Origin of the sequence: Xanthomonas melonis, assembly GCF_020783655.1 — a bacterium.
Lineage (GTDB): Bacteria > Pseudomonadota > Gammaproteobacteria > Xanthomonadales > Xanthomonadaceae > Xanthomonas > Xanthomonas melonis.
Genome location: NZ_JAJGQH010000002.1, coordinates 251206 through 271277, shown reverse-complemented (window position 1 = coordinate 271277; position 20072 = coordinate 251206). Strand labels below are relative to the sequence as shown.

The following is a 20072-nucleotide window of genomic DNA, read 5'->3' as shown; positions in this document are numbered from 1 at the left end:
CCCTGCCGGTCATCGGCGGCGCTGCAATGCCACCCTGCCCGAAGGCAGGGCGGGCGCGTCAGGTCCAGATCACCGGCGTTGCAGGCCGGCGGCATCGCGCCGGGCGGCCGCCGGCGCTGCGGCGCTTCCGAACTCAGGTGGCCGGTGCGCCGGTCGTGGCCGGCTTGCAGTACGCCTTGACCGCGGCATCGGCCAGATTGCGCTGGGCGGCACGGGTCTGCGGGTCCAGCACGGCGCCGGGTTTGCCGTCGGCGCCGGCGGCCATGGAGACCTCGCCCTTGCCGCTGAGCAGCTCCAGGTTACGGCGTGCGGTCAGGCACTCGGCCGATTCGGGGGGGGCGGCCTCGGGAGCGGCGACGGTGGCGGTGCCGTTGCGTGCGTCGATCCGGCGCGCTTCATAGCGCTGGCCGGTGGGCGGCGGGGTTTCGGTGTAGTGGGTCACGCCCTTGGCGTCCTTCCACTTGTATAGATCGGTGGCGCCGGCGGCGGCGCTGACCAGCATCAGCAGGGCGCAGAGCCCGGACGACAGGTGCATATGGCTTCCCCTGGATGATTCCCGCCGCGATTGCAGCATCCGTGGCCCGCCCTGGCAAGCGATCGCAGGGCGGGGCAGCGCGCTACCCCCGAACGGACCTCAGGCCCTACACTTGGCGGATGGATGAAATGAGACCGCCTCCGCGCTCGCGCACGATCTACCTGCTGCCGAACCTGTTCACCACGGCCGGGCTGTTTTCCGGGTTCTACGCCATCATCGCCGCCGCCAATGGCCAGTTCGTGCAGGCGGCCATGGCGGTATTCGTGGCAGCGGTGATGGACGGGTTGGACGGCCGGGTGGCGCGCCTGACCAATACCAGCAGCGAATTCGGCGTGCAGTACGACTCGCTGGCCGATCTGGTCAGCTTCGGCATGGCGCCGGCACTGGTGATGTATCACTGGTCGTTGTCGGCGCTGAAGTACGACAGCAGCGTCATGGGCCGGGTCGGCTGGTCGGCCGCCTTCCTGTATGCGGCGTGCGCTGCGTTGCGGCTGGCGCGCTTCAACACCCAGGTCGGGGTGGTCGACAAGCGCTGGTTCATCGGCCTGGCCAGTCCTGCAGCGGCCGGCCTGATGATGTCCTTCGTGTGGGCATTTGCCGACGACAGCCTGGGGTTCGATGGCGAACAGCTGCGTTATGTGGCGCTGGCGGTCACCGTGGTCGCGGCGTTGTTGATGGTCAGCCGGATCCGCTTCTGGAGCTTCAAGGGCGGTGCCCGCGGGCCGCGTGCCGACCGGGTGCCGTTCCTGGCGTTGGCCATCGCCACGGTGGTGATCGCGCTGCTGGTGATCGATCTGGCGCGCGCCTTGTTGGTGATCGGCGTGCTGTATGCGGCGTCCGGCCCGGCGATGTGGCTGTGGCGGCGCTGGCGACGCGTTCCCGAGCTGCCATGAGCGAGCCGGCGCACATGCCGACATGGTCCGACCTGCAGGTGTCGTGCCTGCAGGCGATGGGACATACGGTGTATCTGGACCGCGACAGCGTCGAGACGCTGCCGGCCGTGGTGGAGATGGTCCAGGACACGCCTGCCGCCGCACCGGCACGTGCGCCGCATGCTGCGCAACCGGCAGCGCCGGAGGTGACGCCTGCGGTACGTCGACAGGCGCCTGCCCCGGCGCTGCCGCCTGTGCCAGCCACCTCCGCCGTCCCCGTGCGCCGCGGACGCGTGGGACTGCCGGACCGCCTGCAGATGGCGTTGCTGCGGGCATCGGGCTGCAACCCGGGCGATCCGGCCACCCAGGCCTTGATGGCATCCTGGCCGCTGTCCGAGTTGCGTGGCAACCCGGCCGCCAAACGTGCGCTCTGGCCGCAGTTGCGCGCGCTGCGGCGTCGCCAAGGCCCGGCGTGAGCGCAATGAACGCCCCGTTGCCCACCTCGCTGCGCGCGATGCGCGAGGGCGATCTGGACGTGGTGATGGAGATCGAGCAGCGTGCCTATCCGTTTCCCTGGACCCGAAGCATTTTTCGCGACTGCCTGCAGGCCGGGTATCCGGGCTGGGTGATGGAGCAGGCCGGCCGGATCATCGGCTACGGAGTGATCAGCGTCGCGGCCGACGAGGCGCACGTGCTCAATGTCTGCATCGCACCGGAAGCGCAGTCGCAAGGATATGGGCGGGTGCTGTTGCGCGCGCTGATCAAGGGCGCCTGCGATCGCGGTGCGCGCCGCGCGTTCCTGGAGGTGCGCCCCTCCAATCCCTCGGCGATTGCGCTCTATCACTCCGAGGGCTTCAACGAAATCGGGCGACGCCCGCGCTACTACCCTTCCCACACCGGGCGCGAAGATGCACTGGTGATGGCGATCGAGCTGTTCTTCGAAGGCTATTCCTGAGCCTTGGAGCGGCGCGCCGATCGCGCCGCCGAGCACCGTGAATCACTGCTGCCTACGACCGCATGGGCGGCCAGGCATCCGCATGCAGGCGCACTGCCAGCGGCAACCGATTGCACTGCTGTGGCGTTTACTCGCTGGCGCAGCGTGGCCAAGTTCGCATGCTGCATTGCAGTGTCCATGACCTTGTCTCGATGTGTCCTCACTCCTGCGATTTGTCTTCTTGCACGTGTCCCGCAACCGTTTGCGTGACTGTGCGTGCACATCTATGCATTGCCTAGATACAAGCGATTGCGATGCTCCTACTATCGGTCAATCGGAACTGAACATTACATAGATGAAAAGTACGTTCCGATTCTGAGAGACGAGGCATGCGCTGCTGCGCGGCGTATCGAACCCACTGAGGGAGACACCAAGATGAAGTCGAAATTTTCGACGGCGGCCGCTGCGTCGCTGTTTGCCGGGTCGTTGCTGCTGACCGGCGTCGCAAGTGCCGATCCGGCGCTGGAAGTGGCGACCACCGGTTGGGCTACACAGAACGGCGGCACCAAGGGCGGCTCGAAAGCGGCAGCCGCCAACATCTATACGGTCAAGAACGCGGCAGAGCTGAAGAACGCCTTGAAGGCCAGCGTTGGCAGCAATGGGCGCATCATCAAGATCAGCGGCATCATCGACATCAGCGAGGGCAAGCCTTACACCAAGACCTCGGACATGAAGTCGCGTGCGCGGCTGGACATCCCGACCAAGACCACCTTGATCGGCATCACCAGCAACGCGGAGATTCGCGAAGGCTATCTGTACGTCAAGGCCAACGACGTCATCATCCGCAACCTCACCATCGAAAACCCGTGGGATCCGGAGCCGGTCTGGGATGCCGACGACGGCGACAAGGGCAACTGGAACGCCGAGTACGATGGCCTGACCGTGGAAGGCGCCAATAACGTGTGGGTGGACCATGTCACCTTCACCGATGGCCGCCGCACCGACGACCAGAACGGCACCGCCAACGGCCGTCCGAAGCAGCACCACGACGGCGCGATGGACGTCAAGAGAGGCGCCAACTTCGTCACCGTCTCCTACTCGGCGTTCAAGTCGCACGAGAAGAACGGTCTGATCGGCTCCAGCGACAGTCACTCGAGCCTCGACAGCGGCAAGCTCAAGGTGACCATCCACAACACCTTGTTCGAGAACATCTCCGCGCGCGCACCGCGGGTGCGCTTCGGCCAGGTGCATCTGTACAACAACTACCACGTGGGCAGCACCAGTCATAAGGTGTACCCGTTCTCGCATGCGCATGGCGTGGGCAAGGAATCGAAGATCTTCTCCGAGAACAATGCCTTCGACATCAGCGGCGTGAGCAATTGCGACAAAATCGCTGCCGACTACAAGGGCAGCGTCTACCGCGACCAGGGTTCCCTGCTCAATGGCAAGGCGCTGAGCTGCTCGTGGAACAGCAATATCGGCTGGAAGCCGCCGTACACCTACAGTCTGCTGCCGGCCAACAAGGTGGCTGCCGACGTCAAGGCCAAGGCTGGCGCCGGCAAGCTGTAACCGCCGCTCCACGCAGTGCCGCGCTGGATGCGGCGCCGCAATGCACCACACGACGCCCGCACCCGCTGCGGGCGTCGTACGTTACGGATGCCGCTGCCGTGCAGCGACATCCGTATTTGCCTCAGAGCTTGGCGCGCTGCTCGCGCAGGCCGGTCAGCTGCACCGTCCAGTCGTTCAGGCGTGCACGTTCCTGCTCGACCACCGCCGCCGGTGCGTTCTGCACGAAAGTGGCATTGCCCAGTTTGCCGTTGCACTTGCCGATCTCGCTTTCCACGCGCTTGATCTCCTTGTCCAGACGGGTGCGCTCGGCCTCCATGTCGACCAGGCCTTCCAGCGGCACCAGCAGCGTCAGTTCGCCGACGATGGCGGTGGCCGATGGCGGCGTGTCCTGGCCGGCCTGCAGCCAGTCGATCGCTTCGAGCTTGAGCAGGAAGGACAGCTGCGACGCGAAGCGGGCAATGCGCGCATGGTCGTCGCCGTTGCCGGACTGCAGCAGCAGGCGGACCTGCCTGGACGGCGGCACGTTCAATTCGCTGCGCACGCGGCGCAGCGCCGAGACCATCGACTTCAGCCATTCGACATCGGCTTCCGCACCGGCATACGCGCTGGTGTCGAGGTCACCGGCCTGCGGGAATGCCTGCAGGGAAATGGTGGCGTCGGTAATGCCCAGGCGCGGGGCGACCTGCTGCCACAGTTCTTCGGTGACGAACGGGGTCAGCGGATGCAGCAGGCGCAGCAGGGCTTCGAGCACGTAGAGCAGGGTGTGGCGCGTGCTGGCGGCAGCTTCGCTGTCCTGCATGGCATCGCTGAGCGCCGGCTTGGACAGCTCGACGAACCAGTCGCAGAACGCATTCCAGGCAAACTCGTACAACGCCTGCGTGAGCAGGTCGAAGCGGTAGTTGGCGTAATGCGCGTGGGTGTCCGCAGTGACCTGGTCCAGGCGCGCCAGAATCCACTTTTCCGTTTCGGTGCGCGGTTGCGGCACGCCGGCAAAGTGCGCGCCCTCACTATTCATCAGCACGAAGCGCGTGGCATTCCACAGCTTGTTGCAGAAGTTCTTGTAGCCCTCTGCACGTCCCAGGTCGAACTTGATGTCGCGGCCATGCGTGGCGAGTGCGGCGATGGTGAAGCGCAGCGCGTCGGCACCGTGGGCGATGATGCCGTCCGGGAATTCCTTGCGGGTGGCTTTCTCGATCTTCTCGGCCATGCGTGGCTGCATCAGTCCGCTGGTGCGCTTGGCCACCAGGTCCTCGATGCTGATGCCGTCGATGATGTCCAGCGGGTCGAGCACGTTGCCCTTGGACTTGGACATCTTCTGGCCCTGCGCATCGCGGATCAGGCCAGTGATGTAGACATCGCGGAACGGCACCTGGCCGGTGAAGCTGTCGGTGGCCATGATCATGCGCGCCACCCAGAAGAAGATGATGTCGAAGCCGGTGACCAGTACCGACGAGGGCAGGTAGCGGTCGAATCCGCGCTCGGCCATCGCGTTCGCATCCGGCCAGCCCAGCGTGGAGAACGGCCACAGCTGCGAAGAGAACCAGGTTTCCAGCACGTCGCTGTCCTGATGCAGCGCGACGTCGGCACCCAGGCCGTGTTTCGCGCGCACTTCGGCCTCGTCATGGCCCACATAGCACGTGCCAGCGGCGTCTAACCAGGCCGGGATGCGATGGCCCCACCACAGCTGGCGGCTGATGCACCAGTCCTGGATGTTCTCCATCCAGTGGCGATAGGTGTTGATCCAGTTCGGCGGCACGAACTGAATCTGGCCGCTTTCGACCAGTTCCAGCCCGCGCCTGGCCAGCGCGTCCATCTTCACGAACCACTGATCGGTGAGATAGGGCTCGATCACCTGGCCGGTGCGATCGCCGCGCGGCACCTGCAGCTTGTGCGGCTTGGTTTCCACCAACACGCCCAGGTCTTCCAGCTCGGACAGCACCAGCTTGCGTGCGTCGTAGCGGTCGAGGCCGCGATAGCGCTCCGGCGCCTGCTCGTTGATGGTCGCGGTTACGGTGAACAGGTTGATCATCGGCAGCGAATGTCGCACACCGACCTGGTAATCGTTGAAGTCATGCGCAGGCGTGACCTTGACCACGCCGGTGCCGAAGGCGCGGTCGACATAATCGTCGGTGATCACCGGCACGTGCCGCCCGGTCAGAGGCAACACGATGCGTGCGCTGTGCAAGCTGCGGTAGCGCGGATCTTCCGGATGCACCATCACCGCGGTATCGCCGAGCATGGTTTCCGGGCGCGTGGTGGCTACCACCAGATAGTCGCGCATCTCGCGCAGGGTCTCGTTGCCGTCGGCATCGTACTCGACGTGTTCGTAGCTCACGCCATCGGCCAGCGGGTAGCGGATCGACCACAGGAAGCCGTCTTCCTCGACGTTTTCCACTTCCAGATCGGAGATCGCGGTCTTCAGCACCGGGTCCCAGTTGACCAAGCGCTGGCCGCGATAGATCAGGCCCTGTTCGTACCAGCGCACGAACGCTTCGTTGACTGCGGCCGACGGCTGCGGGTCCATGGTGAAGGTACTGCGCGACCAGTCGCTGGAGGTGCCCAGCCGGCGCATCTGGCGTTCGATGGTATCGCCGGACTGCGCTTTCCATTCCCACACCTTGGCGATGAAGCCCTCGCGCCCCAGCGAATCGCGTGTTTCGCCCTTGCCTTCCAGCGCCAGGTTGCGCGACACCACCATCTCGGTGGCGATGCCGGCATGGTCGGTGCCCACCTGCCACAGCGTGTCGCAGCCGCGCATGCGGTGATAGCGCACCAGCGCATCCATCAGCGTCTGCTGGAACGCATGGCCCATGTGCAGCGTGCCGGTGACATTGGGCGGCGGCAGCAACACGGTGTAGGGCTCACCCGTGCCGGACGGTGCGAAGTAGCCGGCCGCCTCCCACTGCGCATACAGGCGCGATTCGAAGGTAGCGGGGTCGTAGCTGGGGGCGAGGGTGGTCATAGAGGGGCTGGGATTCGTGATTCGGGAGTCGGGATCGGTTGCGTCATGGGGCCGGCGAGAGTCACCGGCAATCCACTCATCAACGTCGGTGTTCGTGCTGCGGAGCGAAGATCGGCCGTTTGAGGTTGGATGCAGTCGTTGGAGACGCGAGATCTGCTTTACGAATCCCCAATCCCAACTCCCCAATCCCCGCCGCACTCACATGTCGTACTTGGTCAGCTCCAGGCCCAGGGCCTTGTACTGTTTCCAGCGCTCGCGCAGCGGTTCGCGGGCGGCGGGGTCGGCGGGGACCACTTCGAGCACGCGGTCGCAGGCGCCCAGGTACGGGTCGTCGCGCAGGTTGATCACCAGCGGTCGGGAAGGGGCGGCGAATTCCGGCGCGGCGATCAGCACCGGGGCCAATTCGTCCTCGTCGTCGGTGCCGGCGATCTGGTGCGGCACGTAGGCCTCGTCGTCGAATGCCCACAGCAGGTCGTCCAGCGCTTCGGCCTGCTCCGCGTCGCGCGCCAGGATCAGCGTGGACAGGTTGGCGTCGTTGGCCTTGCGCGCCAGCTCGCACACCAGCCGCAGCGGTTCGTTGAGGAAGCGCGGCTTGGCGATCAGGTAGAAATCGGCACGGGGCATCAGGGCGGGGATTCGTTGAGAGGGATTCGGGATTGGCAACGGCGGGTCATGGCCGTGAGCACACTGCTACGGACGGCGGGATGCGTGCGCTTTGCACGCATCCCGAATCTCCATTCCCCAGTCACGCCGCGCCGCTGGCGGCGCGATCCAGCAGCCACTGGGTCAGCAGCCCGACCGGACGGCCGGTGGCCATGCCGCGCTTGCCTTCGTCGCTGGCCACGCCGGCAATGTCCAGGTGCGCCCAGCGCTGGTTCTCGGTGAAGCGCGACAGGAAGCAGCCGGCGGTGATGGCACCGCCCCAGCGGCCGCCGATGTTGTAGACGTCGGCAAAGGTGGAGTCGAGCAGGCCCTGGTACTCGTCCCACAGCGGCAGGCGCCAGGCGCGGTCGAACACGTGCTCGCCAGCGGTCAGCAGTTCATTGGCCAGGTCGTCGTGCTTGCTCATCAGGCCGGCGGTCTGGTGCCCCAGCGCCACCATGCAGGCGCCGGTCAGGGTGGCCACGTCCACCAGCGCTTCGGGGTTGAAGCGCTCGGCGTAGGTCAACGCATCGCACAGGATCAGGCGGCCTTCGGCGTCGGTATTGCCGACCTCGATGGTCTTGCCCGACATGCTGGTGATCACGTCCGACGGGCGATAGGCATTGCCGTCGATGGCGTTCTCCACCGCCGGCACCACCACCACCAGGTTGATCGGCAGCTCGGCCCTGACCGTGGCCACGAAGGTGCCGATGACGTTGGCGCCACCGCACATGTCGTACTTCATTTCCTCGATGCCGCCCTGCGTCTTGAGATTGACGCCGCCGGTATCGAAGGTGATGCCCTTGCCGACCAGTACGTACGGACGCGCGTCGCCGCCACCGTTCCACTTCAGCACGATCAGCTGCGGGCGGTTGGCCGAGCCGCGTGCCACCGACAGCAGCGAGCCCATGCCCAGCGCTTCCATCTGCTGCTCGTCCAGGATCTCGGACTCGGCCCCGGGCACCTTGTCGGCGAAGGCGGCAGCGGTCTCGGCCAGGTAGGCCGGGGTGCAGTAGTTCGGCGGCAGGTTGCCCAGCTCGCGGGCGAACTCCACGCCTTCGGCGGTGGCAATGCCCACTGCCAGCGCGCGGGCGTCGTCGCCGGCGATCGCCAGGGTGGTCAGGCCACGCTCGTCGGCCTTCTTCTTGCCCAGCGTGGCGGTGTAGCGATAGGCGGCATGGTCGCTGACCACCACCGCCTGGCGGATGTTCCAGGCCGCGTCGCGGGCCTTGATCGGAAGTTCGGTCAGGGTCAGCAGGGCGCTGCCCACCGGCCCGGTCTTGAGCGCACGGGTGGCATCGCCGACTGCTTTGAGGTACGGCGCCACGCCGAACTTGCCTGCATCGCCCAGGCCCACCGCCAGCACGCGCGGGGCGGTAACGCCGGGCAGGTCGTGCAGCAGGGTGGTGGCGCCGGTCTTGGTGGCCACATCGCCGCGTGCCACCAAGGCCGTGAGACGGCCCTGGCTGGCGCTATCCAGCGCCTGGGCGGCGGGCGAGAGGGTCTTGTCGGCGAACACGCCAACCACGATGCAGTCGACGTCAGCGCTCGCCGGCGCGTCTTGGTTCAGGGTGAATTGCAGGGCCATTGATCAGATTCCGTAGGCAAATCCGTACAATCGCGAGCCGTTTACGCCGGCCTGGATAGGCTGGCGGTGCCGCGAACGAATCCGAGAGTTTAAAACAAGCCCACCCCATGCCGAAGCTCGATCGATACCTGCTCAGCGATTTCACCCAGAGCTTCCTGGCCACCCTGATCGTGCTGCTGGTCGTCAGCGTTGGCGGCGTGCTGGTGGATATCCTGGGCAATATCGCCGACGGCCGCATCCCGGCGCGCCTGCTGCTGTCGCAGGTGGGCCTGCAATTCGTCGCCTACCTGCCCATCATCCTGCCGCTGGCGCTGATGCTGGGCCTGCTGCTGGCGCTGGCGCGGCTGTACCGTGATTCGGAAATGGCGGTGATCACCGCCATTGGCGTCGGCCCCAGGCGCATGCTGCGGCCCATGCTGATGCTGGTGCTGCCGGTGGTGGCCATCATCGGGCTGTGTTCGCTGTGGCTGGGCCCCTGGGCCAGCCGTACCGCCGAACGCATGCTGGAAGACGCCAATCGCAGCGTGCTGATGGCCGGGCTGGAGTCGGGCAAGTTCACCCCGCTCTCTGGCGGCGGCGTGGTCTACCTGACCACCATCTCCGCCGATGGCAAGGGTCTGGGCAAGGTCTTTCTGCAGCGTCAGAAGGACGACCGCATCGACGTGGTGACCGCCCAGCGCGGCGCGATGTTCTTCGAAGGCAAGACCGACCGCTATCTGCGGCTGGAGGACGGCTACCGCATCGAAGGCCCGGCCGCCGGCCACACCCTGGACTACCGTTTGATGAAGTTCGCCAGCAACGACGTGGCCCTGCCCGATCGCACCCAGGTCCGCGACGCCAACGATCCGGAGGTGATGTGGACCACGCAACTGCTGTCGGATGAACGTCCGGCGGCGCGCGCGCAACTGCATGAGCGGCTGGCCCCGCCGCTGATGGCGCTGGCTTTCGCGCTGCTGACCCTGCCGCTATCGCGCAGTGCGCCGCGGCAGCAGCGCTACGGCCGGATCATGCTGGCCTTCCTGGCGTACATGGTGGGTACCAATCTGATGATCGTGGGCACCCAGTGGATCGCCAACGGCAAGACCCCGGCGGCGCTGGGCCTGTGGTGGTTGACGCTGCCCCTGCTGGCGGTCGCGATCTGGACCTATTCCCGCGATGGCCGGGTGCGCCGGCCGAGGGCGGGCGCATGAGGCTGATGCCGCGGGTGCACGATTGGTACGTCGGCCGTGCGGTGCTGTTCACCGTGCTGCTGACCTGGGCGGTGCTGCTGGGTCTGGACCTGGTCAATGCGTTTGCCAGCGAGGCCAAGAATATCGGCCAGGGCAGTTACAGTTTCGGGCACGCGGTGGCCTATGTGGCTTACACCGTGCCGCGTCGCGCCTACACCTTGTTCCCCACCGCCGCGGTGATCGGTGCGCTGATGGGGCTGGGGCAACTGGCGGCCACCTCCGAACTGACCGCATTGCGGGCTCTGGGCGTGTCGCGCAAGCGCATGTCCGCCTCGGTGGTGGCCGCCATGGCGCTGCTGACCGCCAGCATGGTGATCAGCGGCGAAACCGTGGGGCCGTGGGCGCAGAACCAAGCAGACACGCTCAAAACCAGCGCCCGCTACAACAGCAATATGGCAATGGCGCGCTACTCCGGATTATGGGCACGCGAGGGCGACACCTTCTTCAATGCGATGAGCGGCGAAGAGAAGTTGCTCGACGGAGGCGGCACCGCGCTGGCCCTGCACGATGTACGGCTCTACCAGCTGGACGCGAGCGGCCGGGTGCGGCAGCTGACGCATGCCGCGGTGGCCGAGCATCGCGATGGTGCCTGGACCTTGAGCAATGTGCGTCGCGACACCTTCCAGGAACGCTCGGTGCAACGCGAGACCTTCGCCCAGTTGCCGTGGCAATCGCAACTCAGTCCGGCTGCGCTGGCGGCCGGGCTGGCCAAGCCGCGCAATCTGTCCGCGCACGATCTGTCGCAGAGCATCGAGTACCGCCGCCGCAACGGGCTGGATGCGCGCGATTACGAAGATCAGTACTGGAGCCGCTGGTTCTACCCGGTGAACGTGCTGGCGTTGTGCATGGCGGCCATCCCGTTCTCGTTCGGTTCGCTGCGCAGCGGCGGCCTGGGCAAGCGGCTCTTCCTGGGCATTCTGTTCGCCCTCGGCTTCTGGCTGCTGCAGTTGTTCTTCGGCCGCATGGCCGGCGCGCTCAAGCTGGACTACCGCATCGCCTATGCGATTCCACCGATGGTGATGCTGGGGGTGTCGGCCTGGTTGTTCCGGCGGCGAAGTAGTTGAGCCGGGTGTGGCGCCCCAGTGTGTTCGGCGTCGCACTGTGTGTGCTGTATGCGATGCCCATGTCGCTGTGCCTGTGGATCGCTCAGCAGGCCGATGGCGACGATAAGGGACGATTTGTGATGCTGCAGCTGCCGCTCACCCCGCAGCTCGCGCTGCTGGATGCGATCGGCGCGGATGCCTGGCTAGGTGGTCTGTCCTGGCTGACGAGTTACCTCGTCCTGGTGCCGCCCTTCCTGGTGGTGCTGTATCTGTTGGGCAGTCTGGTGCAGGCATGGATCGCGCGCGCCCTTCCGCGTTTTCACGGTAGACGACACTGATCGAATGATCCAGGCCGCGATCGCTCGATGGCGCCACAACTGACCCGATGGCAGCGTCAATCAGGTGCTGTCCGCACGCGATGTGCACCGCCATCCAACGACTTGGACGTGCGGTGTAGCCGGGTGCCGCTCGCCCGGTCGTGCCAGGTGAGGCGGTCGCGGTCCAGCCAGGCCCACCAGAATCCGGCGCCGCCCAGGGCCAGCGACAGCGTGCCTACCGCATAGCGCGTCCAGGCCTGTCGCCAGGTGGGGCGTGGCTCCTGCAGTCGCAGCCGCCACGGGCGCATGCCCAGGGTCTGCCCGCCGCGGCGCCAGCTGACCGTGGCGTACGTGCCGGCCACGATCCAGCAGCACAGCCACAGCAGCCACTGCCATGCGCTGAAGGGAGCGATGTTCTGGCGTGCGGGGTGTCCTGCCAGGGTAAAACCCAGCGTGAAACCGGTGGACACCAGCATCCACAGCGCCAGCGCCGGCCACAGGTCGTAACACAGGGCCAGTATCCGCCAACCCAGCAGGGCAGGTGGGCGGGCGACGTGGGGCGCGGGATTCGATGTCATGGCACGAGCATAGCCGGCGCCGGCGCTGCAACAACGCCGCGCTGCGGCAGCACCTACCTCCCGCTCGGCATGCCGTGCCCCAGTGGCGGCGCATCGGGCCGGCGGTGCGTCGCGGCATGTCACGCATGGCATGCGGTGCCTCGCGCGTCCGGCGTCCTGCGCTCTATGCTGTCGCGATGTCCGCCAGCACCCCCGCCGAACGCCGTCAGCTCACCCAGCAGCTACCGCCGCTGCAGGCCGCCGATGCCGCCGCCATCGAGCGGTTTCTGGACCGTTTCTGGGCCGAAAACGGCGTGGCACGGCAGACGCTGGACAGCTATCGGCGCGACCTGGAAGGGCTGGCGCGCTGGCGCAACGGCGCGGCCGGCGGCTTGCACGGGGTGGATCGGTCGGCGCTGTTCGACTATCTGCGCTGGCGCACCGAGGCGCGCTACTCGCCGCGCAGCAACGCCCGGCTGTTGTCCACCTTGCGCGCGTTCTACGGGCTGCTGCTGCGCGATGGCGTGCGCGGCGACGACCCGACCGCGTTGTTGGACCCGCCCCACCTGCCACGCTCGCTGCCCAAGGCGTTGACCGAAACCCAGATCGACGCCCTGCTGGCGGCCCCCGACCTCCAGGCGCCGCTGGGGTTGCGCGACCGCGCCATGCTCGAGCTGATGTATGCGGCCGGGCTGCGCGTGAGCGAGTTGGTCACGCTGCCGGCAGTGGGCGTCAACCTGCGTCAGGGCGTGCTGCGGGTCACCGGCAAGGGCAGCAAGGAGCGCCTGGTACCGTTGGGCGAAGAATCCCAGCATTGGCTGGAGCGCTACCTGCGCGATGCGCGCCCGCTGCTGGCCGCCGGCAAGGCGGTGCCCGCAGTGGACGGGCAAGTCCCCTTGTTCATCGACGCGGCCCGCCAGCCGCCCAGCCGCCAGCACTTCTGGTCGCTGGTCAAACGCTACGCGGCGCTGGCCGGCATCGACCCTGCCACGGTGAGCCCGCATGGCTTGCGGCATAGTTTCGCCACGCATCTGCTCAACCGTGGCGCAGACCTGCGCGCGCTGCAGATGCTGCTGGGCCACAGCTCGCTCTCGACGACCCAGATCTACACGCTGGTGGCACGCGCGCACCTGCAGACACTGCATGCCCGGCACCATCCGCGCGGCTAGCAAGTACCCCTTGGGCACGGGATCGTGCCGCGACGAACGGTCACAGGCTGGAGGATGGTCTGGCATCGGGCGCCTGACGCCGGCGTAGGTCGCACGTGCGCCCCGTTCGACTCCCGGGGCCTGCTCCGGACCCGGCATGCCGTGATCGCGGTCGCCATTGGTGTGAATCCTCTGGAACGTATCAGGCCGGGCCGACCCTGCATCCGCTCCGGCCTGGGTGGGCAGCATGCGCTCCGGCCGCAGGGGATGCTCGCCAGAGCTGCGGCAACGCGGTCCGTGCTGCGGCAGGGACGACGGGCCGGGCGTCGTGAAGGTATCGCGCCGGGAGCGAACCCACTGTCGCGCCCGCTGCCAGGCTTCATCTGCGCTGTGCGAGAATCGAGCCACCCCATTCCACTGGATGCGTGAATGTATCGTCTTGCCATCGCCGCGCTGCTAGGCGCAATCAGCCTCACCGCTTGCGCGCAATCCTCGCAGCCTGCGGCAAGCAATGCCGCCAAGCCAGCCGCCGCCCCCACCGCCGCCGCCGCCGCCGCCGGGAATGTCGACCAACGCGTGGGCAGCGCGCTGAAGGCGCTGGACCCTGACTTCAAGCCCGATTACATCGGTGCCGCGCCGTTCCCCGGATTCCGTGAGGTGGTGGTCGGCGGTCAGGTGCTGTACGTCAGCGATGACGGGCGTTACCTGATCCAGGCGCAGCCCTTCGATATCCAGAACAAGCAGTTCGCCGCCAGCCCTGGCTTGCTGGCGTATCGCCGCAAGCAACTGGAGACCGTGCCCAAGGCCGATCGCATCGTGTTCGCGCCGGCCAATCCCAAGTACACCGTGACGGTCTTCACCGACGTGGAATGCGGCTACTGCCGCAAGCTGCACAGCGAGATCGGCGAGCTCAACAAGCAGGGCATCGCGGTGGAATATCTGGCGTTTCCGCGCATGGGACTGGGCAGCCAGGACCACAAGGAAATGATCGCGGTGTGGTGCGCGGCCGATCGCAAGCAGGCATTGACCGCTGCCAAGTCCGGCCAGCCGGTCGCCTCCAAGGACTGCAAGAACCCGGTATCGATGGAATACACGCTGGGCCAGCGGCTGGGCGTCAACGGCACCCCGGCGATCTTCGCACCCGACGGCACCCAGCTCGGCGGCTACCTGCCGCCGGCGCAGTTGCGCGAGGCGCTGGAAAAGCGTGCGGTGACCACCGCCGGTGGCAGCCGCTAAGGTCTGGCGCAGTTCGGGCTGGCGGTGCGCCGCTGGCAGATGTGCCGCGGTGGTTGTCACAGACAAAGGAGGCCGGGTGCATCTGCGTCCCGGCCTTTGTCGTTGACGGGAGCGCAGTTGCACGGATGGCCTGCGGGCAGCGTGTGGCGGCCAACAGGGTGGCCGGGCATGGGCAGGCGCGGAAATGCAGCGAGGAGTTGCGGCGGAGCCTGCTCCCACTGCGTCGTCTACACGGGCAGCATCGGCGTCGTGGCGGTGGCGTGCGCCACGCTGCCGCCCTTGGACGGCGCACCGTAATGCAGCCAGCGATACGCCAGTGGTCGAGCCCGTGAGCCGCCAATCCCGAATCCCGGCCAGCCAGCCGGCCGGCTCCGACCAACCTCCGTTACAATGATCGGCCCCGTTTCTGACACGGTTCCCCGGACATGATGGTCCTCGAGGGCGCTTCCGCCCTTTCGCCGTTCCGCCGCGCTCGGCTCGAAACCCGCCTGCAAACCCTCGTTCCCGCGCTGCGCATCACTGGCGCCTGGCACGTCTACTTCATCCGCGCCGAGGCCGGGCAATCGCCCGACCAGGCCACCTTGCAGCGGATCCTGCAGGCCGCAGCCGACCCGGCGCCGCGTGCCGAGGACGCCTCCTCGCGTTACGTGGTGCCGCGCCTGGGCACGTTGTCGCCGTGGTCGAGCAAGGCCACCGAACTGGTGCGCGGAGCCGGGCAGCCGATCCAGCGGGTGGAACGCGGTACCCGCATCGATCTGGCGGGCTGGCCGCACGATGCCGCAGCGCAGGCCTCCGTGGCCAAGCTGCTGCACGACCCGATGACGCAGTCCTTGCTGGGGTCGGCCGCCGCCGCCGAGGCGCTGTTCAACGTGCCGGACCCGGGCCAGCTGCAGCGCGTACCGCTGGATGGGCTGGAACAGGCCAACCGCGACCTGGGCCTGGCGCTGGCGCAGGACGAGATCGACTACCTGCGCGAGCGTTTTGCCGCGCTGGGTCGCGACCCGGCCGACGTCGAACTGATGATGTTCGCGCAGGCCAACTCCGAGCATTGCCGGCACAAGATCTTCAATGCCAGCTGGACCATCGACGGCAAGCCGCAGGAGCGCTCGCTGTTCCGCATGATCAAGCACACCCACCAGCAGACCCCGCAGCACACCTTGTCGGCCTACAGCGACAATGCGGCGGTGGTCGAAGGCGTGCCGGCCGCGCGCTACCGCCCGGATCCTGCCACCGGCGAATACCGCAGCGAAGCGGTGCTGCCGTCGGCGTTCGCGATCAAGGTCGAAACGCATAACCATCCGACTGCGATCGCACCGTTCCCCGGCGCGGCCACCGGCGCCGGCGGCGAAATCCGCGACGAAGGCGCCACCGGCCGCGGCGGCAAGCCCAAGGCCGGCCTGACCGGTTTTTCGGTTTCGCACCTGCGCATCCCGACGCTGCCGCAGCCGTGGGAAGCACCGCGCGCGCTGAACCCGCGCATGGCGCCGGCACTGGACATCATGCTCGAAGGTCCGCTCGGCGGCGCCGCGTTCAACAACGAATTCGGCCGGCCGAACCTGCTGGGCTATTTCCGCAGTTTCGAGTTGGCCGAAGGGCAGGGCCTGACCCGCGCCTACGACAAGCCGATCATGCTGGCCGGCGGGCTGGGCGCGATCGATCGTCGCCAGGTCGAGAAGCTGCGCCTGCAGCCGGGCGATGCGGTGATCGTGTTGGGCGGCCCGGCGATGCTGATCGGGCTGGGTGGCGGTGCGGCCAGTTCGGTGGCCGCCGGCGACAGCGCCGAGGCGCTGGATTTCGCCAGCGTGCAGCGCGAGAACCCGGAAATGGAACGCCGCTGCCAGGAGGTGATCGACCGCTGCGTTGCGCTAGGGGGCGACAACCCGATCCGCTGGTTCCACGACGTGGGTGCGGGCGGCCTGTCCAACGCCATTCCGGAGCTGCTGCACGATTCGGGGGTGGGCGGCATCATCGACCTGGGCCGCGTGCTCAGCGACGATCCGTCGCTGTCGCCGCTGGAATTGTGGTGCAACGAATCGCAGGAACGCTATGTGCTCGGCGTGCCGCAGGCGCGCCTGGACGAATTCGCCGCCATCTGCGCCCGCGAACGCTGCCCGTTCGCCGCAGTGGGTGTGGCCACGGCCGAGGAGCGGCTGGTGGTGGGGTATGGGACGTTGGACGCCGGGACTCGGGACACGGGATCTCTCGGGACCCGGGACCCGGGACCCGGGACCCGGGAAGAGCAAACGCAAGAGCGTGATTCTGCTTCGTCCGCCGGTGGTGCGTCCGTCGCCGCCGATCCTGCTGTCCCGGGACCCGGGTCCCGGGTCCCCGGTCCCGGCCTTCCCATCGACCTGCCGATGGACGTGCTGTTCGGCAAGCCGCCGAAGCTGCATCGCGACACGGTGCATCCGGCCGCGCCGCAGTGGCCGGTGCTGCAGACCGCTGGGCTGGATTTGCACGAGGCCGGCCTGCGTGTGCTGGCGCATCCCACCGTGGCGTCGAAGAGTTTTCTGGTCACCATCGGCGACCGCAGCGTGGGGGGGCTGACCGCACGCGAACAGATGATCGGACCGTGGCAGCTGCCGCTGGCCGATTGCGCGATCACGCTGGCTGGTTTCGAGACCCTCGAAGGCGAGGCGATGTCGATCGGCGAGCGCGCGCCGCTGGCGTTGTTGAATGCGGCGGCATCGGCACGCATGGCGGTCGGCGAGGCGATCACCAACCTGTGCGCCGCCCCGGTGCAGGCGCTGGACAGCATCAAGCTCTCGGCCAACTGGATGGCCGCCGCCGGTCATGCCGGCGAAGACGCGCTGCTGTACGACGCGGTGCGCGCCATCGGCATGGAGCTGTGCCCGGCGCTGGAGCTGAGCATTCCGGTGGGCAAGGATTCGCTGTCGATGCAGGCGCAGTGGGTGACAGGCGGGACCCGGGACCCGGGACCCGGGACTCGGGAAAAGCAACCGCAAACGCAAGAGCGTGATTCTGCGTCGCTCGCCGATGGCGCCTCCGTCGCCGTCGATCCTGCTGTTCCGGGTCCCGGGTCCCGGGACCCGGGTCCCGTCACCACCCACAAGAGCGTTTCCCCCGTCTCGCTGATCATCAGTGCGTTTGCGCCGGTAAGCGATGTCCGTACCCAGCTGACGCCGCTGTTGCGCAACGACGAACAGAGCGAGCTGTGGTTGATCGGGCTCGGTGGCGGCAAGCAGCGCCTGGGCGGGTCGGTGCTGGCACAGGTGTACGCCGACGACGCGGCGCTGCCGGCATTCGGTGGCGAGGTGCCGGACCTGGACGATGCGCAGCGGCTGCGCAGCTTCTTCGAGCTGATCCGCGATGCGCGCCAGAGCGGGTTGCTGCTGGCGTATCACGATCGCAGCGACGGCGGTGCGTTCGCTGCGCTGTGCGAAATGGCGTTCGCTTCACGGCAGGGCCTGGACATCACGCTCGATGCCTGGGGCGAGGATGCGTTCCGCAGCCTGTTCAACGAAGAACTCGGTGCGGTCGTGCAGATCGCCAGCGAAGACCGCGCGGTGTTCGCGGACCTGGTCGAGCGGCATGCGCTGACCGAATGCGCCCAGCGCATCGCGCGCCCCACCGGCACGCCGCGCGTGCGGGTGAGCGGTCAGGGCAGGGTGCTGGCCGAATGGCGCTGGGAGGAATTGTTCGACGCGTGGTGGTCGGTGACCCATGCCATGCAGAAGTTGCGCGACAACCCCGACAGCGCCGACGAAGAGCGCGCGCTGGCACGCGATTTCAAGGCTCCCGGCCTGCGGCCGACGCTGTCCTTCGATCCATCCGAGGATGTGGCCGCGCCGTTCGTGGCCACCGGCGCGCGGCCCAAGGTGGCGATCCTGCGCGAGCAGGGCGTCAACGGGCAGATCGAAATGGCCTACAACTTCGAGCGTGCGGGATTCCGTGCGTTCGATGTGCACATGAGCGACCTGATCGCAGGGCGCTTGGATCTGGCGCAGTTTTCCGGCTTCGCTGCGTGCGGCGGTTTCAGCTACGGCGACGTGCTGGGCGCCGGCCGCGGGTGGGCCACCTCGATCCTGGAACGCTCGGCCTTGCGTGACGCCTTCGCCGCGTTCTTTGCGCGCAGCGACACGTTTGCGCTGGGCGTGTGCAACGGCTGCCAGATGCTCAGCCAGCTCAAGGACATCATCCCCGGTGCCGAGCATTGGCCGCGTTTCCTGCGTAACCGCAGCGAACAGTTCGAAGCGCGCACCGCGCTGCTGGAAGTGGTGGAGTCGCCGTCGATCTTCCTGCGCGGAATGGCCAGCTCGCGGATTCCGGTGGCGGTGGCGCATGGCGAAGGGCGCGCGGAATTCGATACCGCCGTGGACCAGGCCGCCGCACGCGTGGCCTTGCGCTATATCGATGGCGACGGTGTCGTCGCGTCGCGCTATCCGCTCAATCCGAACGGCTCGCCCGACGGCATCACCGGCCTGACCAGTACCGACGGCCGCGCCACCATCCTGATGCCGCACCCCGAGCGCACGCCGCGCACGGTGAACCTGAGCTGGCATCCGGCGGAGTGGGGGGAAGAATCCCCGTGGTTGCGCATGTTCCGCAACGCGCGGGTGTGGTGCGGCTGACCGGGCGATCCGAACGCACATGCCGCACGGACAATGGTGATCGCAACGGCCGGGTGGGCGTCCTTCCGGCCGTTGTCGTTTGCGGACGCTGGCGAGCGCCGCGGCCTGCAGGCGCCATGGCGCGAGAGGGCGCAGCATGCATGGGCCTGCCAACGCCCCGGCAGTGAAACAAGGAAGCGGTTTGCGAGCTCGGCACGCAGTCCCTGAGTAGTGCCTTCCGGCACGCGGGGGTGTCGTGAATTAGCGCGACGAAAGCGATATTGCGGCGATCATCTCGCGTGGCTACGTCTGCGATCCATGGCAAATGAAAGTTAGAGAAGCTAACAAAGCTACTGTGCAGCCGTCAGGCGGGCGCGGCCGGTGTTCGGAATCGGCATGTACCACTTGTACACTCCGGTTGCTCCGCGCCGTCTGCACCCACCTGACGACTGCTCGCTACGTTCTGTTAGCCGCTCTTAATGACTCTGGTCGCCGGCTTCCGTGCGATCCAGCGTCTGGATGAAGCAAGGCAGTGGATCGTGTCGCATGATGGGCGCCTCGATTCATCACGCATCGAATGCTTCGATCCGGGCCTTCCCGTGCGCCGCAAAGCCCTGGAATGAGCGCGGAAAGCGTGCAGGCGCCCTTGGAAACCGCTGTGCGTACGTGAGTTGTCGGACTTGGCACTATCCGAGCCGGCATCGCATCGCGAAGCGCCGGTGCCGGGCGCCTGGGCAGGCGCGTCGATATCGCACCGAGCGCGATCGTACTACGCAGAGGTGGAATGGAACTCTGCAAGTGCGCAGCGCAATGCTGGCAGGAATCAGTGGCACTCCCCGGGACGTGCGGTGCCTATTGCAGCGATAGCG

Annotated in this window: 16 protein-coding genes and 1 other RNA gene; 12 read left to right on the top strand and 5 right to left on the bottom strand. The window is 67.2% G+C overall.

The window, feature by feature from the left end:
- Positions 1–133: 133 nt before the first annotated feature.
- Positions 134–535 (bottom strand): DUF4124 domain-containing protein, encoded by a 402-nt coding sequence (locus tag LL964_RS02985; protein ID WP_146092304.1) that lies wholly within the window; start codon positions 533–535, stop codon positions 134–136.
- A gap of 119 nt (positions 536–654) precedes the next feature.
- On the opposite strand from LL964_RS02985, the gene pssA reads away from it, so the two are divergent.
- The 4 genes from pssA to LL964_RS02965 all read left to right on the top strand — a co-directional run bounded on the left by pssA (position 655) and on the right by LL964_RS02965 (position 3910).
- Positions 655–1428 (top strand): CDP-diacylglycerol--serine O-phosphatidyltransferase, encoded by a 774-nt coding sequence (pssA, locus tag LL964_RS02980; protein ID WP_104585044.1) that lies wholly within the window; start codon positions 655–657, stop codon positions 1426–1428.
- Complete coding sequence (locus tag LL964_RS02975; RefSeq protein ID WP_104585042.1) at positions 1425–1883, top strand: alanine acetyltransferase; 459 nt, start codon at positions 1425–1427, stop codon at positions 1881–1883. Before pssA ends, LL964_RS02975 begins: the two co-directional genes overlap by 4 nt.
- Positions 1880–2362, top strand: coding sequence for a ribosomal protein S18-alanine N-acetyltransferase (gene rimI, locus LL964_RS02970; protein WP_208621380.1), 483 nt, complete (start codon positions 1880–1882; stop codon positions 2360–2362). The genes LL964_RS02975 and rimI overlap by 4 nt, the downstream gene beginning before the upstream one ends.
- Positions 2363–2776: 414 nt before the next feature.
- Entirely contained in the window at positions 2777–3910 is a 1134-nt protein-coding gene (locus tag LL964_RS02965) for a pectate lyase family protein (RefSeq protein ID WP_104585038.1), read from the top strand.
- A 121-nt stretch (positions 3911–4031) separates the two neighbouring features.
- Here the strand turns inward: LL964_RS02965 and LL964_RS02960 are convergent, their stop codons facing one another.
- From LL964_RS02960 to LL964_RS02950, 3 genes are all read right to left on the bottom strand, one after another.
- Positions 4032–6872 carry a valine--tRNA ligase gene (locus LL964_RS02960; RefSeq protein WP_104585036.1) on the bottom strand — a complete coding sequence of 947 codons (2841 nt, stop codon included), beginning with the start codon at positions 6870–6872 and terminating at the stop codon, positions 4032–4034.
- Between the two features lie 198 nt (positions 6873–7070).
- Positions 7071–7496 (bottom strand): DNA polymerase III subunit chi, encoded by a 426-nt coding sequence (locus LL964_RS02955; RefSeq protein WP_104585034.1) that lies wholly within the window; start codon positions 7494–7496, stop codon positions 7071–7073.
- Positions 7497–7617: 121 nt separating this feature from the next.
- On the bottom strand, positions 7618–9102 hold the full coding sequence (locus tag LL964_RS02950) for a leucyl aminopeptidase (protein ID WP_104585032.1): 1485 nt from the start codon (positions 9100–9102) through the stop codon (positions 7618–7620).
- A gap of 107 nt (positions 9103–9209) precedes the next feature.
- Here LL964_RS02950 and lptF point away from each other — a divergent pair, with 107 nt between their 5' ends.
- From lptF to LL964_RS02935, 3 genes are read left to right on the top strand one after another with little or no spacing between them, the layout of a single operon-like run.
- Positions 9210–10292, top strand: a complete 1083-nt coding sequence (gene lptF, locus LL964_RS02945; protein WP_104585030.1) for an LPS export ABC transporter permease LptF — start codon at positions 9210–9212, stop codon at positions 10290–10292.
- Positions 10289–11395 (top strand): LPS export ABC transporter permease LptG, encoded by a 1107-nt coding sequence (lptG, locus tag LL964_RS02940; protein WP_104585028.1) that lies wholly within the window; start codon positions 10289–10291, stop codon positions 11393–11395. Before lptF ends, lptG begins: the two co-directional genes overlap by 4 nt.
- 5 nt (positions 11396–11400) lie before the next feature.
- On the top strand, positions 11401–11712 hold the full coding sequence (locus LL964_RS02935; RefSeq protein ID WP_104585026.1) for a hypothetical protein: 312 nt from the start codon (positions 11401–11403) through the stop codon (positions 11710–11712).
- A 56-nt stretch (positions 11713–11768) separates the two neighbouring features.
- Here LL964_RS02935 and LL964_RS02930 read toward each other — a convergent pair whose 3' ends face one another.
- A complete protein-coding gene (locus LL964_RS02930; RefSeq protein WP_104585024.1) occupies positions 11769–12269 on the bottom strand; it encodes an RDD family protein in 501 nt (166 codons plus the stop codon).
- A gap of 176 nt (positions 12270–12445) precedes the next feature.
- Here LL964_RS02930 and xerD point away from each other — a divergent pair, with 176 nt between their 5' ends.
- The 5 genes from xerD (at position 12446) to LL964_RS02905 (ending at position 19826) form a co-directional block, all read left to right on the top strand.
- The gene (xerD, locus tag LL964_RS02925; RefSeq protein WP_104585586.1) at positions 12446–13417 is read left to right on the top strand and encodes a site-specific tyrosine recombinase XerD; all 972 of its coding nucleotides are present in this window, start codon (positions 12446–12448) and stop codon (positions 13415–13417) included.
- Between the two features lie 408 nt (positions 13418–13825).
- Positions 13826–14632: a DsbC family protein gene (locus LL964_RS02920; RefSeq protein ID WP_104585022.1), complete on the top strand. Its 807-nt coding sequence runs from the start codon at positions 13826–13828 to the stop codon at positions 14630–14632.
- A 425-nt stretch (positions 14633–15057) separates the two neighbouring features.
- Positions 15058–19224, top strand: coding sequence for a phosphoribosylformylglycinamidine synthase (gene purL / locus LL964_RS02915; protein ID WP_104585020.1), 4167 nt, complete (start codon positions 15058–15060; stop codon positions 19222–19224).
- 375 nt (positions 19225–19599) lie between these two features.
- Positions 19600–19675, top strand: a non-coding RNA gene (locus LL964_RS02910) — sX9 sRNA.
- Between the two features lie 7 nt (positions 19676–19682).
- Positions 19683–19826, top strand: coding sequence for a hypothetical protein (locus tag LL964_RS02905; protein WP_167395176.1), 144 nt, complete (start codon positions 19683–19685; stop codon positions 19824–19826).
- The last annotated feature ends 246 nt before the right edge of the window (positions 19827–20072 follow it).

Excerpts from the sequence above, each read along its gene's own strand:
- LL964_RS02985 (WP_146092304.1), bottom strand. The coding sequence starts at position 535 with ATGCACCTGTCGTCCGGGCTCTGCGCCCTGCTGATGCTGGTCAGCGCC.
- LL964_RS02955 (WP_104585034.1), bottom strand. The coding sequence starts at position 7,496 with ATGCCCCGTGCCGATTTCTACCTGATCGCCAAGCCGCGCTTCCTCAAC.
- LL964_RS02960 (WP_104585036.1), bottom strand. The coding sequence starts at position 6,872 with ATGACCACCCTCGCCCCCAGCTACGACCCCGCTACCTTCGAATCGCGC.
- lptG (WP_104585028.1), top strand. The coding sequence starts at position 10,289 with ATGAGGCTGATGCCGCGGGTGCACGATTGGTACGTCGGCCGTGCGGTG.
- pssA (WP_104585044.1), top strand. The coding sequence starts at position 655 with ATGGATGAAATGAGACCGCCTCCGCGCTCGCGCACGATCTACCTGCTG.
- LL964_RS02920 (WP_104585022.1), top strand. The coding sequence starts at position 13,826 with ATGTATCGTCTTGCCATCGCCGCGCTGCTAGGCGCAATCAGCCTCACC.
- LL964_RS02950 (WP_104585032.1), bottom strand. The coding sequence starts at position 9,102 with ATGGCCCTGCAATTCACCCTGAACCAAGACGCGCCGGCGAGCGCTGAC.
- LL964_RS02930 (WP_104585024.1), bottom strand. The coding sequence starts at position 12,269 with ATGACATCGAATCCCGCGCCCCACGTCGCCCGCCCACCTGCCCTGCTG.
- LL964_RS02965 (WP_104585038.1), top strand. The coding sequence starts at position 2,777 with ATGAAGTCGAAATTTTCGACGGCGGCCGCTGCGTCGCTGTTTGCCGGG.
- xerD (WP_104585586.1), top strand. The coding sequence starts at position 12,446 with ATGTCCGCCAGCACCCCCGCCGAACGCCGTCAGCTCACCCAGCAGCTA.
- lptF (WP_104585030.1), top strand. The coding sequence starts at position 9,210 with ATGCCGAAGCTCGATCGATACCTGCTCAGCGATTTCACCCAGAGCTTC.
- LL964_RS02905 (WP_167395176.1), top strand. The coding sequence starts at position 19,683 with ATGACTCTGGTCGCCGGCTTCCGTGCGATCCAGCGTCTGGATGAAGCA.
- LL964_RS02975 (WP_104585042.1), top strand. The coding sequence starts at position 1,425 with ATGAGCGAGCCGGCGCACATGCCGACATGGTCCGACCTGCAGGTGTCG.
- purL (WP_104585020.1), top strand. The coding sequence starts at position 15,058 with ATGATGGTCCTCGAGGGCGCTTCCGCCCTTTCGCCGTTCCGCCGCGCT.